An 18,092-nucleotide genomic window follows, 5' to 3' on the forward strand; every position below is an offset into this window, starting at 1 on the left:
GTACGCGCCGGCCCAACTTGCCAGCACGACACGAGGAAATCCGATGGCAGACAAGAACATGAGCATCCTGGTGGTGGATGACTTCCCGACCATGCGCCGGATCGTCCGCAGCCTGCTCAAGGAGCTGGGCTTCACCAACGTCGAGGAGGCCGAGGACGGCCAGGACGCCCTCAACAAGCTGAAGGCCGGTGGCTTCGAGTTCGTGGTCTCGGACTGGAACATGCCCAACCTGGACGGCCTGGAGATGCTCAAGCAGATCCGCGCCGACGATGCCCTCAAGGACCTGCCGGTGCTGATGGTCACCGCCGAGGCCAAGAAGGAGAACATCATCGCCGCCGCCCAGGCGGGCGCCAACGGCTATGTGGTCAAACCGTTCACCTCGGCCACCCTGGAAGAGAAGCTCAACAAGATCTTCGAGAAACTGGGCATGTAAGACCGAGGGGCTCAAGGCCCCTCGGCCAGGAGATGACACCATGAGCAACGACATCACCCGGGGCAGCCAGCCAGGCAGCAGCGACGACCTGGTACAGCGGATCGGCCAGCTGACCCGGATGCTGCGCGAGAGCATGCGCGAGCTGGGTCTCGACAAGGAGATCGAGCGTGCGGCGGAGGCCATCCCCGACGCCCGTGATCGCCTGAGCTACGTCGCCACCATGACCGAGCAGGCGGCGGAGCGCGCCCTCAACGCCATCGACCGCGCGCAGCCGCTGCAGGACAGCCTGAGCGAACAGGCCGAAGCGCTGGACCGGCGCTGGGCGGAGTGGTTCGCCGAGCCCAAGGAACTCGACGAGGCGCGCGAACTGGTCACCGAGACCCGTCAATACCTGGCGGCGGTACCCGAGAAGACCCAGGCGACCCACCAGGAGCTCCTCGAGATCATGATGGCCCAGGACTTCCAGGACCTGACCGGCCAGGTGATCAAGAAGATGATGGACGTGATCCGCGAGATCGAGCATCAGCTGGTGCAGGTGCTGATCGATACCGTCCCAGAGGGTCAGGCGCGCGACGACCTCCAGAAGAAGGCCAGCGGCCAGTGGGAGTCCGATGACCGCCGCCGCGAGGAGGGGCTGCTCAACGGTCCCCAGGTGAAGCCGGACGGCGAGGACATCGTCACTGGTCAGGACCAGGTCGACGACCTGCTCGACCAGCTGGGGTTCTGAGCCCCCACCGCACCCCGAATTGGCCGTGTGTCGCGGATAAGACCGCGATAACCGGCCCTTTTTGACGCATCACCCCTTCCCCGCCGACGTCACAATGGCCAGGGTGCAGACGAGTGCCCGGTAGACGACCATGGCGGATCAGGACAGCGATCAGGAGAAGACCGAAGAGGCCACGCCCCGACGCCTGGAGAAGGCGCGCGAGGAGGGCCAGGTCGCCCGTTCCCGAGAGCTGGCCACCTTCATGCTGCTGCTGGGCGGAGTGGTCGGCCTCTGGACCATGGGCGAGCTGCTCTACGGGCAGCTCGGCCTGGTCATGGAGCAGGCCTTCCTGTTCGAGCGCCGCCACGCCATGGAGACCACGCCGATGCTGGCCCATGCGCTGGACCTGGGTAGCCGCACCCTCTACGCCATGCTGCCGCTGTTCCTGCTGCTGACCGTGGTGGCCCTGGTGGCTCCGGCCCTGCTCGGCGGCTGGCTGATCTCGGCCAAGTCGCTCAAGCCTCAAGCCTCCAAGCTCAACCCCTTCAAGGGGCTGAAGCGGATCTTCGGCGTGCAGGCCCTGGTGGAGCTGGCCAAGGCGATCGCCAAGTCGCTGCTGGTGGGCAGCGTGGGCATCGCCTTCCTCTACCTGAACCGCGGCGCCTTCATGGACCTGATGGACCAGCCGGTGCGCCAGGCGCTGGCCCAGGCGCTCTGGATGGCGGCCAAGGCCAGCGGCCTGATGGTGCTGACCCTGCTGGTGGTGATCCTGATCGACGTGCCCTACCAGATCTGGAGCCACGCCAAGAAGCTGCGCATGAGCAAGGACGAGGTGAAGCGTGAACACAAGGAGTCCGAGGGGGATCCCCAGGTCAAGGCGCGGATCCGCCAGCAGCAGCAGGCGATGGCGCGCGGCCGGATGATGAGCAAGGTGCCCGAGGCGGATGTGATCATCACCAACCCGACGCACTACGCGGTGGCACTGGAGTATCGCGAACAGGGCATGCAGGCCCCGCGGGTCATCGCCAAGGGCGCCGACGCGGTGGCCGCTCGCATCCGCGACCTCGGTGACGAGCACGGCGTGCCGCGGCTCGAGGCCGCGCCGCTGGCACGCGCCCTCTATCACCATGTGGACCTCGACCAGGAGGTCCCGGTGACCCTGTACACCGCCGTGGCCGAGGTCATGGCGTGGGCCTTCGGCCTCAGGCGCGCCGGCGGCGAGGCGCCCCCGACACCCCATGACCTGCCGGTGCCCGACGAGCTCAGCGTCGCGGCGCCCGGCGGAGAGAGCGACGAGACACGCCCATGAAGGCCTTGCGCCACTACCTGGAACAGCGCGACTGGCTGGCGAGGGTGCCCGTGAAGGTGCTCGCCGGGCCGCTGCTGATCATCATGATCCTGTCGATGATGATCCTGCCGCTGCCCCCCTTCGCCCTGGACCTGCTCTTCACCTTCAACATCGCCCTGGCGGTGATGGTGCTGCTGGTGAGCATGTTCACCGAAAAGCCCCTGGACTTCGCCGCCTTTCCCGCGGTGCTGCTCTTCACCACCCTGCTGCGTCTGTCGCTGAACGTCGCCTCCACCCGGGTGGTCCTGATGGAGGGACACGAGGGCGGCGACGCCGCCGGCAAGGTGATCGAGGCCTTCGGCCAGTTCCTGGTCGGCGGTAACTTCGCCGTGGGCCTGGTGGTCTTCATGATCCTGGTGATCATCAACTTCATGGTCATCACCAAGGGCGCCGGTCGCATCGCCGAGGTCGGCGCCCGCTTCATGCTGGACGCCATGCCCGGCAAGCAGATGGCTATCGACGCCGACCTCAATGCCGGCCTGATCGGCGAGGAAGACGCCAAAAAGCGCCGCAGCGAGGTGGCCCAGGAGGCCGACTTCTACGGTTCCATGGACGGCGCCAGCAAGTTCGTGCGCGGCGACGCCATGGCCGGCCTGGTGATCATGGTGGTCAACATCCTCGGCGGCCTGCTGATCGGCATGCTCCAGCATGACATGGCGTTCGCCGATGCCGGGCGAACCTATGTTCTGTTGACCATCGGCGATGGCCTGGTGGCACAGATTCCTGCGCTGGTGATCTCCACCGCCGCTGGCGTGACGGTCTCCCGGGTCAACACCGACCAGGACGTCGGCCAGCAGATGATGAGCCAGCTATTCGTCAATCCGCAGGTGATGATCCTCGCCGCGGCGGTCATGGGCCTGCTCGGCCTGGTGCCCGGCATGCCCAACCTGGTGTTCCTGATCTTCACCGCCCTGCTGGGCGGATTGGCCTGGTGGCTGCTGCGCGAGCGCGAGCGCAAGCTGGTGGAGGAGGAGATAAGCGCCGCACCGGCTCCGGTGCAGGAGGCGCCCGAGGCGAGCTGGGAAGACGTGCAACTGGTGGACACCCTGGGCCTCGAGGTCGGCCACCGCCTGATCCCGCTGGTAGACTCGCGCCAGCAGGGCGAGCTGCTCGGCCGCATCAAGAGCGTGCGCAAGAAGTTCGCCCAAGAGGTGGGCTTCCTGCCGCCGGTGGTGCATATCCGCGACAACCTCGAACTCGGCGCCAACAGCTACGTGTTGAGCCTCAAGGGGGCCGAGATCGGTCATGCCGAGGCCTATCCCGGCCAGTGGCTGGCCATCGACCCCGGCCAGGTGACCGGCGAGCTCAAGGGCACCCCGACGCAAGAACCCGCCTTCGGCCTGCCGGCGGTGTGGGTGGATGGCGACCAGCGCGAGCATGCCCAGGTCTATGGCTACACGGTGGTGGACGCCAGCACGGTGATCGCCACCCACCTCAATCACCTGATGCACCGCCATGCCGCCGAGATGCTGGGCCGCACCGAGGTGCAGAAGCTGCTCGACAAGCTCGGCGAGGAGAACAAGTCGCTGGTCGAGGAGGTGGTTCCCAAGGCCATCTCGCTGACGGTGTTCCAGCGCATCCTGCAGAACCTGCTCGACGAGGATGTCTCGATCCGCGACTTGCGCACCCTCATGGATACCCTGGCCGAACACGCCACCCAGGTGCAGGATGTCAACGAACTCACCGCGCTGGTGCGCATCTCGCTGGGGCGTGCCATCACCCAGCAGTGGTTCGGTGGCCAGGAGCAGCTCAACGTGATCGGCCTGGACGGCCAGCTGGAACAGGTGCTGAACCAGGCCATGAACGGCAACGGCTCGCTGGAGCCGGGCCTCGCCGAGACGCTGATGAGCCAGGCCGAACAGGCGCTGGAGCGCCATGAGGCCAGCGGCGAGCCGCCGGTGCTGGTGGTCCAGCACAACTTGCGCGCCCTGCTCTCACGCTTCCTGCGGCGGCGGCTACGTCATCTGGTGGTGATGTCCCAGGCCGAGATCCCGGATGACCGCCACCTGCGCATCACCACCCTGATCGGAGGTCGCTGATAGATGAGCGTCATGCGTTTCACCGGAGTCAACAGCCGCGAAGCGATGCGCCAGGTTCGCGCGGTGCTCGGCGACGACGCCCTCATCCTGGCCAACCGCCCCACCGAGGAGGGGGTGGAGATCCTGGCCATGGCCGACGACGCCGTAGGGAGCCTGAGCGACGCCGCCCAGCTGCCCTCGAAGGCGTCCAATAGCACGCCGCAGGAACCGCCGACGCCTACCCAGGAGGCGCAGGTCGCCGCCGGAACGGCTGAGCCCACCGCGGACCTGCAGGCCATGAGCGCCCAGCTACTCAGCGAGATGCAGGACATGCGCGCCCTGCTGGCCCGCGAGCAGGCCCGCCGTCAGCCCGAGACCGACTGCGCCGGCCGGTTGCGCCGCATCCTGCGCGAGGCCGGCTTTACCCACGACTTCGCCCGGGCGCTGGTCACCGGCCTGCCCCACGAGCTCGAGCGTGCCACCGCCGAGGACGAGCGTCCCCTGGCCTGGCTGCAGCGACGGTTGGCCTCGCGGCTGCGGGTGGGCGAGGAAGAGGCGGCCTTCTTCGAGGCGCCGGGCATCCTCGCCCTGGTCGGCCCCACCGGGGTGGGCAAGACCACCACCACGGCCAAGCTGGCGGCCCGCTACGTCGAGCAGCACGGCGCCGATCGGGTGGCGCTGGTCACCACCGACAGCTTCCGCATCGGCGCCCACGAGCAGCTGAGAATCTATGCCGAGCTGCTCGGCATCCCCATGGTGGCCCTGGACAGCGACCAGCCGGTGGACTCCCTGGCGACCCGCCTGATGGGGCGGCGCTGGGTGATCATCGACACCGTGGGGATGAGTCAGCGTGACCAGCGGGTGGTCGAGCAGATCGCCCAGCTGCAGGACGGCCGCGTCAGGGTCCAGATGGTGCTGCTGCTCAACGCCGCCAGCCAGCCGGAGACCCTCGACGAGGTGGTGCGACGCTACCGGAACGCCGCCGAGGCCGCCGGTGCCCGACTCGATCGCTGCCTGCTGACCAAGCAGGACGAAGCCTGCCGCCTGGCGCCGGCGCTGGAGACGGTGATTCGCCACGACCTGACGCTGTGCTTCGTCTCCCACGGCCAGCGGGTGCCCGAGGACCTGAGCCTGCCCGATGCCGCCTCGCTGTCGGCGCGCGCCCTGGCCACACGTTCCCCGCTGGCCGAGGAAGCGAACGCGAAGTCCCCTGACTCGCCACCGGCGGGCACCCCGCTGCTGGGCCAGGGCCGACGACTCGCCGCATCGCTCACCCGCCTGCGCCGGCGCCTGCCGGGGTTCGGTGCCCTGGAGGCGATGTGGGACCTGACGGCGGCTTCCGCCGACACCCAGTCTCAGCAGCTCCTGTCGCTGCTTGAGCCGCCGGCGTCCGCCACGCGCGCGGCGGGTCTGCTGTGGGCTCCGAGACGCACCGGTGGTGGTACCGACTGGCGCCTGCCCCACGCGCCCCTGGACGCCGAAGGGCTGCCCGGGCTGCCGCTGCTGCTTCAGCACCACCAGCCCGCGGATGAGCTGGCGTGTCTCGAGCGGCACCTTCTCCCCCTGGGGGGAGCCACGGCCCCGTTCCAGCTGTTCCCGACGCTACCCACGGCGGCCATCCGCGAACGACTGGCCAGCCGCGGCGCCCCCTGGCTGGCGAAGGCGCAGCCCGCCAGCCGGGTGGTGCACCAGGGGGAGCCGTATCCGCTGAACCGGCTGGCGCCCCTCGCCCGCCGCGCCGGGACGCTCAGCGCCCGCCTGCGCGGCCGCCCGGTTGCGCTGTCGCTGTCCTGCCTGTCGGTCACCCTGCCCCCTGCGAAGCGGGCCGAGGCATCACGCGAGGAACCTCTCGAGGCCTGGCACGCGCGCCTGCACGACGAGGAGAGCGGCCGCCCGCTGGGCCAGCGTTTCTGGCTGGCCCCCGCCGGTAAGGCCGACGCGCTGCCGAGCCTACTGCTGGCCGCGCTTCAGGGGGAAGGGCTCACCCCCCTGACCCGTCAGGCCATGAGCCAGCTGGCCGAGTGGCTGCCAAGCGGTACCCGTGCCGAGCTGACGCTGTCGCTGGGGGCGGGCATCGCCGCGCTGGCGACGCACCTGGAGCATGCCCGGGACGAGGAAGCCATGGACCTGCGCGCCGAGCTGCTGGGTCTGCTGGGCAGTCGCCGGCGCCGACGTGACACCGCCCTGCTCCAGGCCCTGTTGCAGCTGTTCGCCACCCGGGAGGCGATCCGTCATATCCAGGCGAGCGGAGGGATGGCGTGATGGACCAGGCGGCAGGACTGCGCGCCAGGGTGGCCGCGGAGATGCGATCATGCCCCTCACCGGCGCCCGCCACGCCGCTGATGGTGGTGGGCCCCGAACGCTGCGTCAACACGGTGCGCGAGCTGCTCGCCCACTGGCAGGCGAGCGGCTATCGCTGGGTGGGCGACCCCGACAGCTGGCGGCTGGCGGTGGTTTCGCCGGAGAGCCCCTACCTGACCTCGCTGATCGCCGAGCAGTCACGCTGGGCGCTGTGGGTCGACCGTGACGCCGAGGCGTTCCGGCGCGGCCTGGCGACGCTGACGCGCCTGCACCGCCACGGCGGCCCCAGGCGGCTGCTGGCGGTGCATCACCCCGACCTGCCCCGCCGCGGGCTGCTCGACAACCTGCGCCAGGCGGCCACCAGCCGCCTGGGCATCGACCTGCTGGTGCTGGCACGATGAGATCACGCCGCTACGCCGCCCTGGCGCTCGCGCTCTGCCTGATGACGCCTGCCTGGCCCAGCCTCGGCGCCGGCAGCTGGGTCGCGAGCCACACGGGCCCCAGGGTGGCCCTGGCCGACGCCACGACGCGATCGCAGCCCCTCGTGCCGCCGACACGACTGGCGGCAGGTAGCCGGATCACCCGGGTGAGCTGGCGTTTCGAGCTGCCCGAGGCGGGGCAGGTGACGGGGCGGCTCTGCCATCCGTTGCGCTGCATCCCCCTATCCAGCCAGCGGGGGAGCACCGAGGGCCTGGCCGGGCTGGACGCCGACGCGCCGCTGACGTTCCACTTTCGTCTGGCACGCCCCGGCCCCGCCGTAGAGACACGCGGACTGCAGGTCATCGTCAACTATCGTGAGGGTTAGCCGCGAGGCATACGCATGTACACAGCACAAGGGAAGATCGACCAGACCCAGCTGATCGAACAGTACCTGCCCCTGGTACGCCGGCAGGCACTGGCGCTGCAGGTGCGGCTGCCCGCCAGCATCGAGCTGGACGACATGATCCAGGCCGGCACGGTGGGCCTGCTGGAGGCGCTCAACCGCTACAAGGCAGGTCAGGGGGCCAGCTTCGCCACCTTCGCCAGCCAGCGCATCCGCGGCGCCATGCTCGACGAGCTGCGCACCCGCGATTGGCTGCCACGCAGCGTGCGGCGCGGTGCCCGCGCCATGGACGAGGCGATCCGTCAGCTCGAGCAGCAGCACGGCCGCCCCCCGGAAGAGCACGAGATCGCCCTGGCACTGGAGATGCCCCTGGAGGAGTATCGACAGCTGCTGACCGATACCAACAACGGCCAGCTGCTGCCCTTCGAGGAGCTGATGGAAGAGGGCGGCGAGGGCCGACTGCCCATCGGCGACGGCCAGGCCACGCCCTTCGCCCGGCTGCTCGACCAGGAGCAACGCGGGCGACTTGTCGCGGCCATCGAGGCCCTGCCGGAGCGCGAGAAGCTGCTGATGGCCCTCTACTATCAGGAAGAGCTCAACCTCAAGGAGATCGGCGCCGTGCTGGGCGTGACAGAGTCCCGCGTGTGCCAGCTCCACAGCCAGGCGGTGAGCCGGCTGCGCACCCGCCTGGCCGAGCCGGGCTGATCCCGGGCCCCGTCAGCGGTCCGCGGCTCGACTGCTGGCCGAGCTACCCCTCGGCGCGATCACGCCCCTGCGCCTTGGCACGATAGAGGCGCCGATCCGCCTGGGCGTAGAGCCGCTCGAAGTCACCGTTCTCCCCCGCCTCGGCAACGCCGATACTCACCGTCAACCCGGCAGCGTGGGCCCGGCTGGGCAGCGGCATGTCGCGCACCGCGTGCAGGATGCGCTCGGCGAGCCGTCGCGCGGCGGCGATATCGCTGTCCGGCATCAGGATGGCAAACTCCTCGCCGCCCATGCGGGCGACCACGTCCATGCGCCGCGCGCAGGCTTCCAACAGGCGCGCGAAGCGGATCAGCACTTCGTCACCCAGCGGATGGCCATAGGCATCGTTGATCTGCTTGAAGTGGTCCAGGTCCAGCAGCAACAACGCCAGCGGCGTTCCCTGTCGCTCACCGCGCACGAACGCCTGACCCGCCTCCTGGAGCAGGCGGCGGCGATTGTTGAGTCCGGTCAGCTGGTCCGTCAGGCTGAGGTGGCGCATGGTCTCGCGCTGATCATGCAGGCGATGCAGCATCAGCAACACGCCGCCGATGGCGACCAGCAGCATCAGCAGCAGCACGGCGACCGCCAGGGTCAGGCGTCCCATGAAACGCCGCTGGTCGGCCGAGGCTCGATGCAGCAGCTCGTTGAGCTCGCTGTAGGACCAGGCCAGGGCCTCTTCGAGCTCCATGCCCAGCTCACGCAACTGGCGCCCCTCCTCCGGCGTCAACTGGTTATCGATGCCCACCCGAGCGATCACCTGTTCCAGTGTCGGCAGGCGACTCTCGACATAGGTCAGCTCCTCCAGATAGGGGGTATAGCGAGCCGGTGCCAGGTCGCTGCGCAGCAGGTGATTCCTGAGTCCCTGGATCCTGAGGGGGATTCGCCAGATCAGCTCGTTGAGCTGGGCGAGGTGGATGCGGTCAGGACTGTCAAGCAGGCTGTCCAGGACCAGCCGCAGGCGGTCAGGGTCCTCCTGGGCGCGCACCAGGTCGGTGACCATGGCGGTATAGTTCGCCCCCACCAGCCGCCTCGCCTCGGTGAGGTAGAAGCCGAAGGCCGCCAGGCAGACACCCACCATCAACAGGTAGCCCACCCACAGGCCGCGGGAGCGCACTCGGCGCATCACCGGGCGCTAACCTCGGCGATCGCCCAGATCCAGCGCGTCATGGGCTCGGTGCCCTCATGAACCGCCTCGACATCCTTCGGCACCACCAACATGTAGGGACCATAGTCCTCGACGGCGATGGGCTCGCCGTCGAGGCGTGTGACCAGCAGGTAGTCCTTCTGCCGGCGCTGCTCGGGGGTCAGGAAGGTGGTGTAGCCATCATGGGCAATGAAGCGTACCCGGCGCGCCTGTGCCAGGCCTTGAGCCTCCAGAAAGTCATCCAGCCAGACACCGGTGAAGCGTCCTGCGAAGCCTTCCGGATGGCGCATCTCGAGGTGGGTCACCCCGGCCGACTCCACGTCATTGAGGGTCAGGGTACGCGTCTCGGCACCCTGGTTGAGGGAGAGCTCGGCGGCTAGGGCACCACCGCCACTTCCGATCAGCAGCAGCCCTGTCATACCGAGACTAAAGAGAAAACGTCGCATGCTGGGCAATCTCGCTGGGATGGGGATGTGCGGGCCTATGCCAGGCTCATCAGGCTATCGGTCTCGGCCAGCGCCTGCAGGTAGCACGCCTGCAGACGATCGGCGCCATGTTCGGGCGGCCGCTCGGCCAGCTGGTGCTCATGCTCCTCGCAGAGCTTCAGCAAGGCGCCCAGTGGGCCTTCCCGCCGCTGCAGCGCCAAGCGGATCGGCTCGGCCAGCGGCACCTGCGCCAGCAGCGTCTCCTGGTCCTCCTCGAGCAGCGCATCCATCAGCGAAAAAAGGCCGGTGGTGAAGGCGTCCTCCGGGTCGATGCCGGAGAACGGTGCCGCCAGCTTCTGGCACATGAAGGCGCGGATCAGCGCCAGACGGACCGTCAGTCGCGAGGAAGGCAGCTCACTGGCCAGCGAGAGTGTCATCACCAAGCGGCGGATCTCGAGCAGCCCCAGCATCGACAGTGCCCGCTTGAGCTCGGTGGGAGGCTTATTACCGCGGGCGTAGAAGCTGGAACCGGCCCGCCTCAGGATCGCCATGTGCAGTGCCGGCATCTGGATCAGCAGGTCGTGAAGCTTCTGCAAGTCGGCATCGTCGCGATAGAGCTCGTTGACCAGTCGCAGCTGCGCGGCCCGGTTACCGTGACGGGTCCGGGGGCGGGTGGCATGGAAGCCGGGCTCGCCGAGGTAGCGGCCGTTGAACCAGGTGAACCCCGCCTCCTGGCAGGCCGTCAGCCGTTGATGGTCGACGATGCCCTCGGCCATGAGCCGGTAGCCGGCGGCCTTCAGCGCCTCGAGGTCGATGTTTTCGAACCCCTCGGCGACATCCACCACCGCCACATCGGCCAGTGCCTTGAGCGCGTCCTTCTCCAGCGCCGGTTCATGCACCGCGAGCCGGTAACCGGCATCCTTGATCTCGGCGAGACTGGCGGCCACCTCGGGCGTCAGCTCAAGCGCCGCCGGCAGCCCGATGATGATCTGTGTCGGCGGCGTCGGCAGTAGCTCGGTGCGCACCAGCCACTCCTGGGGAAGCTCGATGAAGAGTTCGCGCTCACCGAGGGGGTGTCCCCCCTCGCCCTCGTAGATCACCCCAGCGAGGGCCTGCGCCATCTGGCTGACCGGGTCGTCGGCGCCGGCTTCCGCCTCGCCGTGACGGCGATAGACCAGGCGGTCCGCCACATGGCGGAAGCGGTCGTCGTGGATGGGCTGCAGGGCGATGGTCACCCCGGCCACGGCCTGCTGACGGCTCATGTGTGTCTCTCCCTGTGTCCCTGCGGCAAGCCCCTCGACACCCGACAAGGCGGGCGGGGAGCCGTCTGTTGCTTTTCGTAACCGCAAGCGTATCACGCCAACCGGGGCACGGCGCCTATCCGCAGGGCTCCTCGCGGCCCTCAAGTCATGGCCATTTCCGCCGATACTGCCTTCTGGGTATGCTGTTGCCCTCTCACTCGCCTGCACCAACACCGGAGCCCCCATGAACCCTTCGACGCTGATCGGCATCCTGGCCAGCTGCGTGCTGCTCGCCAGCGTCCTGTTCTTCACCGCCGAGTCTCCGCAGAGCTTCATCAACCTGCCGGGGCTCGGCATCGTCGTCGCCGGCACCCTGGCGGCCACCTTCATCAGCTACCCGTTGAAGGAAGTGCTGCGGGTGGTGCGCCTGGTGGGCATCGTCTTTCGCCGGGAGAACACCTATATCCGCGACGATATCAAGGAACTCGTCGACCTCTCCCGGCTGTGGCTCAAGGGTGATGTGCGCGCCGTGGAGAACGCCCTGGAGAAGACCCGCAATCCCTTCCTGCGCAACGGCATCCAGCTGGTGATCGCCAACACCAAGGAGGAGGAGATCTACGACCTGCTGCGCTGGCGCATCGCCCGCCTCAAGGCACGCGAGCACGCCGAGGCCCAGATCTTCCGTACCATGGCCACCTATGCCCCGGCCTTCGGCATGATCGGTACCCTGGTGGGGCTGGTGAACATGCTGGAGGTGATGGAGGCCGGCGACCTGCACGTTATCGGTCCGCGCATGGCCGTCGCGCTGCTCACCACCTTCTACGGCATCCTGCTGGCCAACCTGGTGTTCAAGCCCATCGCCGTGAAGCTCGAGCGCCGCACCGAGGAGCGTCTGATCGCCATGAACATGGTGCTCGAGGGCATCTCGCTGATCACCAAGCGCCGCCTGCCCTCCTTCATCGAGGAAACCCTCCACTCCTTCGTGGCCAACTACCACGACGAGATCCGCGACCCGGAGCCACCCAGCCGCCGAGGTGACGAGGCCTCCGCGAATGCTTGATCGCAGCACCCGCGAGGCCCTCACCCCGACGAGCCAGGGAGATGGTGACGGCGAGAGCTGGCTGATGAGCTATCTGGACGTGCTGACCCTGCTCATCACCCTCTTCGTCCTGCTGCTCTCCATGGCCGGCAACGGCATGGCACCGGCGGGCAGCCAGTATGCCGGCACCGCGGCCAGCGCGATCTCCCCGGCGGCTCAAGCCGCCGCCATCGCCGTCGGTTCGGGCCTGAGGCCGCGACACGAGGGCCTCCAGCCACGCTTCAAGGGACTCGAGATGGAAGGGGTCAGCGTGGCCGAGGGGGCGGGCGGCATCACCCTGCGCATCGACAACAACCTGCTCTTCTCCAGCGGCCAAGCCCGGCTGACGGCCCGCGGCCGGGAGGTGATCACGGGCCTGGCAGGCACCCTGGCCGACTTCGAGGGCACCATCTCGGTGGAGGGCCACACCGACAACGTGCCTATCAATACCGCCCGCTTCCCCTCGAACTGGGAGCTCTCCACCGGACGCGCCATCTCGGTGCTGCGCTACCTGGTGCGGTCCGGCGTCCCCGAGGGGCGGCTGCGCGCCATCGGCTATGCCGACACCCAGCCGCTGGAGAGCAACACCACCCCCGAGGGGCGCGCCGCCAACCGCCGGGTCGAGCTGCTGCTCAAGCAGCCCGGCGGTTAGCCTGCTGGTAGCATACTAAGCGGACGCGCCTGCGCCCACGCCAGGAAGTCGTCTTCTGCCATCGGCCGGGCATACCAGTAGCCCTGGCCGAGCTCGCAGCCCAGCCGGGTCAGCAGGTCGGCCTGATGGAGACTCTCGATCCCCTCGGCCACCACCCGGCAGCCGAGCCCGTGGGCCATGGCGACGATCGATTCCACCAGCCGCCGATCCCGCTCGCGCTCCACCATGCCGGCGAGGAAGCTGCGATCCACCTTCAGGGTGGTCACCGGCAGGCGCTTCAGGTAGGCGAGCGACGAGTGGCCAGTGCCGAAGTCATCGATGGCGATGCCGACTCCTGCCGCCGCGAGGCGCTCCAGCTGGCCCAGGGCGCCCTCGGGGTCCGCCATCAACCCGGTTTCCGTCACCTCGACCTCCAGGCTTCGAGGCGCCAGGTCGTGTAACTCCAGCCTGGCCAGCACCTGCCGAGCGAAATCGGGCTCACACAGCTGCTGGGGGGCCACGTTTAGGGCCAGACAGAAGTCATCCTCCACCTGCCCTCGGCGGCGCCAGTCGGCCAAGTGGGAGAGGCCGGTCTCGAGCACCCACGCGCCGATGGCGACGATGTCACCGCTCGCTTCGGCCAGGGGGATGAATTCTCCCGGCGACACATCACCATGCACCGGCGACGCCCAGCGCACCAGGGCCTCGGCGCCCACCAACCGGCCCGAGGCCAGGTCGACCTTGGGCTGGAAATGCAGGTCCGTCTCACCCCGGTCACAGGCGCCACGCAGTCGCTGACGCAGGCTTAGCCGACGCTGCTCGGCCTGTTCGTGGGCGCGGGAATATCGCCCCACGGCATCCTGCCCAAAGGGCAGCGCCAGGGCCGCCATGTGGACCAGGCGCGCCGCGTCGAGGCCCTTGCCAGAGGCGATGCCAATGCGCGCCGCGGTGTGCAGCGTCAGGCTGTCATGGGGCACCGGGGTAGTCAGCACCGCGAGGAACCGATGCGCCAGCACCTCCAGGCCGCCGACTTCGGCATCTGGCATCACCGCCAGCAGCTCATGACTGCCCCAGATGCCCAGGGTGGCCTGCCCGGGCAGCACCTCCCCGAGACGCCGGGCGGCGCCGTGGAGGAAGGCATCGCTGACCCGGTGCCCCTGCAGGCGCATGATGTCGTGGATGTCATCGAGGGCGACGAACAGCACGCCCACCTCGCGGCCACCCTGCTGCCAGCGCTGCAGGAGTTCTGCCAGGCCGCGACGATTGAGCAGCTGGGTCACCGGGTCGGTGACCGACAGGCGTTCGAGCTCCCGTGTGCGCTCGGCGACCAGGCGTTCCAGGTGGCTGGCCTGCGAGCGGCGCTGCCGATAGCGGCTCTCGACACGCAGGGCGTTGCGGATGCGCTGCAGCACCTCACGCTGGTCGAAGGGCTTGGTGATGAAGTCACGCACCCCCAGGGAGAGTGCCCTCTCGCGGGTGGCGTCATCCACCTGGGCGGTCAACACGATAACCGCCGGCCCCTCGTCACCGAAGGCCTCCTGCAGCTGGCCCAATACCCCATAGCCGTCCAGGTGCGGCATGCGGATATCCAGCAGCACCAGGTCCGGCGGGGACGCCTGACAGTACCCCAGTACCTCTCGTGGGTCGCACAGCCCCGCCACCCGCCGGAAGCCATGATCCTCGAGTAGGTCCTGGAGCAGCTCGACGTTCACCGGGTTGTCGTCCACCACCAGCACGGCGTGGTGGCAAGGCGACTCGGACTCGTTCATGGCCTCCCCTCCAGTGGAATGAAACGGTGCAGGGTGGTCATGAAGGCCTCGAGATCCAGGGGTTTGGTCAGGTACTCGTCGAAGCCCGCCGCCAGCCCGCGACGGATATCCGACGGCATGGCGTTGGCCGACAGGGCGATCACCGGCAGGCGCGTCAGGCTCGGGATGGCCCGCAGGCGCGACAGCGCCTCGCTGCCGCTCATACCGGGCAGGTGCAGGTCCATCACCACCGCATCCGGCGGCTCGGCGGCAATGGCCGGCAGGGCGATCTCGGCGCTAGGGAAGAGTCGCAGCTCGCAGCCCGGCAGGCCATCGAAGATGTCCTGCATCAGGCGCTGGTTGGCCGGGTTGTCCTCTACATAGGCAACCCGGGCCGCCAGGGCCTCTCGAGCCGCCTGCGGCAGTGCCTCGGCCCGCTGCGTGAGACCGGTGGGCGAGGCGGGCGCGAGGACCATCCGGCAGGTAAAGCGGCTGCCGACGCCGAACTCGCTCTCGGCCTCGATGCTTGCGCCCATGGCCTCCAGCAGCTGGCGGGTGATGGCAAGGCCGATCCCGGTTCCCTCGATGGCCTCCTGATCACCGCCCAGCCGCTGGAAGGGCTGGAACAATAGCGGCTGCTCCTCCATGGCGATGCCGTGCCCGCCGTCGACGACGCTAAGGTAAAGCGCGTCGCCCTCCACCCGTGCCTCGATACGGGCCCAGCCGCCGGGGACGTTGTACTTGATCGCGTTGCTGAGCAGGTTGAGCAGCACCTGCTTGAGGCGGGTGTAGTCGGCGCGTACCGCCGGCAAGACAAGGTCCGCCACCCCATCCTCGAGGGTGACCCCGGCCGCCTCCGCGGTGGCCGCCAGCGTCGACAGCGCATCCTGCACCACCTCGGCGACCGAGATGGCCTCCAGGGAGAGCGCCAGATGACCCGCCTCGACCCTGGCCAGGTCGAGGATCTGGTTGATGAGCTGCAGCAGGTGCTGCCCGCTCTTCTCGATCTGGGCGACCTGCCTCGCCTGGCGCTCGCCCAGAGGGTGGCGCCGACCGCTGGCCAGCAGCTGGGCGAAGCCGAGGATGGCGTTGAGCGGCGTACGCAGCTCGTGGCTCATCGCCGACAGGAACTCGCTCTTGGCCCGGTTGGCACGATCCGCGGCGTCGCGAGCCTCGGCCAGCGCCTCGATATCGTGCTCACGCTCCGACATCTTCCGGTAGAGGTTGATCAACAGTGCACAGGTGGCGGTGAAGGGCTCCAGCCACTCCAGCAGCGAGCGGTCATAGGGCCGGACCCCGTTGGCGATGGCGTACATGCCAATCAGCCGCTCGCCGTCATGGATCGGCACCCCCAGGTAGTTGTGCAGTGGCGGATGTCCAGGCGGGAAGCCCGCCCGATGCGGGTGACTGCCGAGGTCGTCGGTCATCACCACCTCGCCATAGGCGAAGACCCGGCCGAGCAAGCTGTCCGGGCGCGACAGGGTCATGTCGCCACTGCGCAACCGCTCCATCAGGCGTCGGGACGCCGCGTCCCAAGAGAGGTCGGTGATGGCGTGCAGCTTCAGCGCCGGCTTGCCCTCCTGCTCGATCACCTCGCCGATCAGGGCGTAGTCGCTGTCGGTGAGTTCCCTGAGGGCCTCCATCAGGAAATCCCACAGGCGGCGACCCGACATCAGCGCCTGGTAGTCGGTGATGCCCTGGTGAAGCACCCGGATCAGGGAGGACTGCCTCACGATCTCGGTGGTGTCCCGGGCCACCCCCACCACGCCTCTCGCCACCGTCTCTCCCGTCGAGTCGACCAGCGGTGCCAGCTGCAGATCCAGGTAGCGACCACGATGCCTGAGCATCGGCACCTGGCGTGGCTGACCGGTCGCCAATACGCGCTCTTCGGCCTCTTCGACCGATGTCCTCAAGGCCTCTGGAAGCGCACTGGGAAAGCGGTCTTCCTCGGGCGCATCGACCCCGGATGACATCAGCATCTCCCGGCAGGCCTGGTTGGCCGCCAGGTAGCGGCCCGAACGGCTGCGCGCATAGATGGGGTCGGGGCTGGCGTCGAGGATGGCACGCAACAGCTGACGCTCCTTGTGCAGCCGGCCATGGGCCTCCTCGAGCCGGCTGCGGGCCTGCTCCAGCTCATGGCGTTGACTGGCCTGGTCATGCAGCAGGCGCTGCTTGCGCAGCAGGACCTCGGCCTGGGCGGCAAGCTTGCCCAACAGCCGCAGCTCGCGCGGCGAGAAGTCTCGCGGTGCCGTATCGAGCAGGCAGAGGGTCCCCACGACATGCTCGCCCAGCGGACGGAGCGGGTAGCCGGCATAGAAGCGAATATCAGGGGCGCCCGTGACCAGGGGATTGTCACGGAAACGCGGGTCGCGGCTGGCGTCGGCCACCACCAGGGGCTTGCCGTCGGCGACGGCATGGGCACAGAAAGAGATGTCCCGGGGCGTCTCGCAGACCTCGATGCCGCGACGCGCCTTGAACCACTGGCGCTCCCGGTCGACCAGCGACACCAGGGCCATGGGCGTCTCGAAGAGGTCACAGGCCAGGTCGACCAACTGCTCGAAGGCCGGCGTGGCGGGGGTGTCCAGCACGGCCAGAGAGGCCAGAGCCTCCAGCCGTGCCGCCTCACGATCGTGCTCGCTCGCGGAGGTCATCTCAGCTCGCCGTCTCGGCATGCAGCTCAGTCTGTAGCGCCGCCAACATCGGGGCCAGATCCTCTCCCAGGGACTCCACCTGGGGCCTGGCGTAGAAGAAACCCTGCTGGCGGGTCAGTCCGGCCCGTCCCAGCCACAGCGCCTCCTCGCGCGTCTCGACCCCCTCGGCGATCACCTCAAGCTCCAATTCCCTGGCCAACCCCTTGATGGACCTCAGCAGCGCCTGGCGGCGAGGATCCTCGTCACAGCCCATGATCAGCTTACGGTCCACCTTGATCTTGTCGGGCTCCAGCACCGTGAGCAGATCCAGGTTGGCATATCCATTGCCGAAGTCATCCAGGGCGGTGGTGAAACCCATCCGACGGTAGCTGCCGATGATGTGCTTGAGGTGGGCCTGGTCGGTGACACGTTCGGTCTCGGTGAACTCGAAGACGATGCGCTCGGTGGGCCACCCCACCCGATGCGACGCCTCGAGGGTCGCCTGGATGCAGGCCTCCGGCTCGTAGACCGCATTGGGCAGGAAGTTGATGGAGAGCCGCTCCTGCATCCCCAGCCGGCTGGCGATCTCGATGGCGCGAACTCGGCAGGCCTGGTCGAAGCGGTATAACAGATCATCGGTGACCTGGGAGATCACGCTCCAGGCGGACTCGCCCCCCGGGCCACGCACCAGCGCCTCGAAGGTGGTCACCCTGGCCTGGGCCAGGTCGACGATGGGCTGAAACGCCATGGTGAAGTCGAAGGGCAGTGGCGCATCGCAACGGCCGCAGCCGCGAGGCCCCCTGACGCACTGATTCATTCGTT

The 18,092-nt window shown here is 68.5% G+C and carries 16 protein-coding genes; 10 read left to right on the top strand and 6 right to left on the bottom strand.

Annotation, left to right across the window (positions count from 1 at the left end):
* The first annotated feature begins 43 nt into the window (after positions 1 to 43).
* The 8 genes from cheY (at position 44) to BLP95_RS04055 (ending at position 8,334) form a co-directional block, all read left to right on the top strand.
* Positions 44 to 433, top strand: a complete 390-nt coding sequence (gene cheY / locus BLP95_RS04020) for a chemotaxis response regulator CheY (protein ID WP_089677136.1) — start codon at positions 44 to 46, stop codon at positions 431 to 433.
* 40 nt (positions 434 to 473) lie between these two features.
* Complete coding sequence (gene cheZ, locus BLP95_RS04025) at positions 474 to 1,160, top strand: protein phosphatase CheZ (protein ID WP_089677137.1); 687 nt, start codon at positions 474 to 476, stop codon at positions 1,158 to 1,160.
* A gap of 130 nt (positions 1,161 to 1,290) precedes the next feature.
* On the top strand, positions 1,291 to 2,448 hold the full coding sequence (flhB, locus tag BLP95_RS04030) for a flagellar biosynthesis protein FlhB (protein WP_089677138.1): 1,158 nt from the start codon (positions 1,291 to 1,293) through the stop codon (positions 2,446 to 2,448).
* Entirely contained in the window at positions 2,445 to 4,526 is a 2,082-nt protein-coding gene (gene flhA / locus BLP95_RS04035; RefSeq protein WP_089677139.1) for a flagellar biosynthesis protein FlhA, read from the top strand. The genes flhB and flhA overlap by 4 nt, the downstream gene beginning before the upstream one ends.
* 3 nt (positions 4,527 to 4,529) lie before the next feature.
* Complete coding sequence (gene flhF, locus BLP95_RS04040) at positions 4,530 to 6,767, top strand: flagellar biosynthesis GTPase FlhF (protein ID WP_089677140.1); 2,238 nt, start codon at positions 4,530 to 4,532, stop codon at positions 6,765 to 6,767.
* Positions 6,767 to 7,207, top strand: coding sequence for a hypothetical protein (locus tag BLP95_RS04045; RefSeq protein ID WP_089677141.1), 441 nt, complete (start codon positions 6,767 to 6,769; stop codon positions 7,205 to 7,207). Before flhF ends, BLP95_RS04045 begins: the two co-directional genes overlap by 1 nt.
* Positions 7,204 to 7,611 carry a flagellar protein FlhE gene (locus BLP95_RS04050; protein WP_089677142.1) on the top strand — a complete coding sequence of 136 codons (408 nt, stop codon included), beginning with the start codon at positions 7,204 to 7,206 and terminating at the stop codon, positions 7,609 to 7,611. The genes BLP95_RS04045 and BLP95_RS04050 overlap by 4 nt, the downstream gene beginning before the upstream one ends.
* Before the next feature lie 15 nt (positions 7,612 to 7,626).
* Positions 7,627 to 8,334 carry an RNA polymerase sigma factor FliA gene (locus BLP95_RS04055; protein WP_089677143.1) on the top strand — a complete coding sequence of 236 codons (708 nt, stop codon included), beginning with the start codon at positions 7,627 to 7,629 and terminating at the stop codon, positions 8,332 to 8,334.
* A 43-nt stretch (positions 8,335 to 8,377) separates the two neighbouring features.
* On the opposite strand, the gene BLP95_RS04060 is transcribed toward BLP95_RS04055, so the two are convergent.
* The 3 genes from BLP95_RS04060 to BLP95_RS04070 form a co-directional block, all read right to left on the bottom strand.
* On the bottom strand, positions 8,378 to 9,496 hold the full coding sequence (locus tag BLP95_RS04060) for a GGDEF domain-containing protein (protein ID WP_089677144.1): 1,119 nt from the start codon (positions 9,494 to 9,496) through the stop codon (positions 8,378 to 8,380).
* A complete protein-coding gene (locus BLP95_RS04065) occupies positions 9,496 to 9,936 on the bottom strand; it encodes a molybdopterin-dependent oxidoreductase (RefSeq protein ID WP_176760221.1) in 441 nt (146 codons plus the stop codon). Before BLP95_RS04065 ends, BLP95_RS04060 begins: the two co-directional genes overlap by 1 nt.
* 62 nt (positions 9,937 to 9,998) lie before the next feature.
* Positions 9,999 to 11,204 (bottom strand): EAL and HDOD domain-containing protein, encoded by a 1,206-nt coding sequence (locus BLP95_RS04070; RefSeq protein WP_176760222.1) that lies wholly within the window; start codon positions 11,202 to 11,204, stop codon positions 9,999 to 10,001.
* A 223-nt stretch (positions 11,205 to 11,427) separates the two neighbouring features.
* On the opposite strand from BLP95_RS04070, the gene BLP95_RS04075 reads away from it, so the two are divergent.
* Both BLP95_RS04075 and BLP95_RS04080 read left to right on the top strand, forming a co-directional pair.
* Positions 11,428 to 12,243, top strand: a complete 816-nt coding sequence (locus tag BLP95_RS04075) for a motility protein A (RefSeq protein ID WP_089677146.1) — start codon at positions 11,428 to 11,430, stop codon at positions 12,241 to 12,243.
* Complete coding sequence (locus BLP95_RS04080; protein WP_089677147.1) at positions 12,236 to 12,913, top strand: OmpA/MotB family protein; 678 nt, start codon at positions 12,236 to 12,238, stop codon at positions 12,911 to 12,913. The genes BLP95_RS04075 and BLP95_RS04080 overlap by 8 nt, the downstream gene beginning before the upstream one ends.
* On the opposite strand, the gene BLP95_RS04085 is transcribed toward BLP95_RS04080, so the two are convergent.
* The 3 genes from BLP95_RS04085 to BLP95_RS04095 are packed head-to-tail and all read right to left on the bottom strand — an operon-like array spanning position 12,910 to position 18,087.
* Complete coding sequence (locus BLP95_RS04085; protein ID WP_089677148.1) at positions 12,910 to 14,661, bottom strand: putative bifunctional diguanylate cyclase/phosphodiesterase; 1,752 nt, start codon at positions 14,659 to 14,661, stop codon at positions 12,910 to 12,912. The genes BLP95_RS04080 and BLP95_RS04085 overlap by 4 nt on opposite strands.
* Positions 14,658 to 17,291 carry a GAF domain-containing protein gene (locus BLP95_RS04090; protein ID WP_089677149.1) on the bottom strand — a complete coding sequence of 878 codons (2,634 nt, stop codon included), beginning with the start codon at positions 17,289 to 17,291 and terminating at the stop codon, positions 14,658 to 14,660. The genes BLP95_RS04085 and BLP95_RS04090 overlap by 4 nt, the downstream gene beginning before the upstream one ends.
* 1 nt (position 17,292) lies before the next feature.
* Positions 17,293 to 18,087 carry an EAL domain-containing protein gene (locus tag BLP95_RS04095; RefSeq protein ID WP_089677150.1) on the bottom strand — a complete coding sequence of 265 codons (795 nt, stop codon included), beginning with the start codon at positions 18,085 to 18,087 and terminating at the stop codon, positions 17,293 to 17,295.
* Positions 18,088 to 18,092: the final 5 nt, after the last annotated feature.

Source organism: Halomonas shengliensis (assembly GCF_900104135.1).
Taxonomy (GTDB): domain Bacteria; phylum Pseudomonadota; class Gammaproteobacteria; order Pseudomonadales; family Halomonadaceae; genus Halomonas; species Halomonas shengliensis.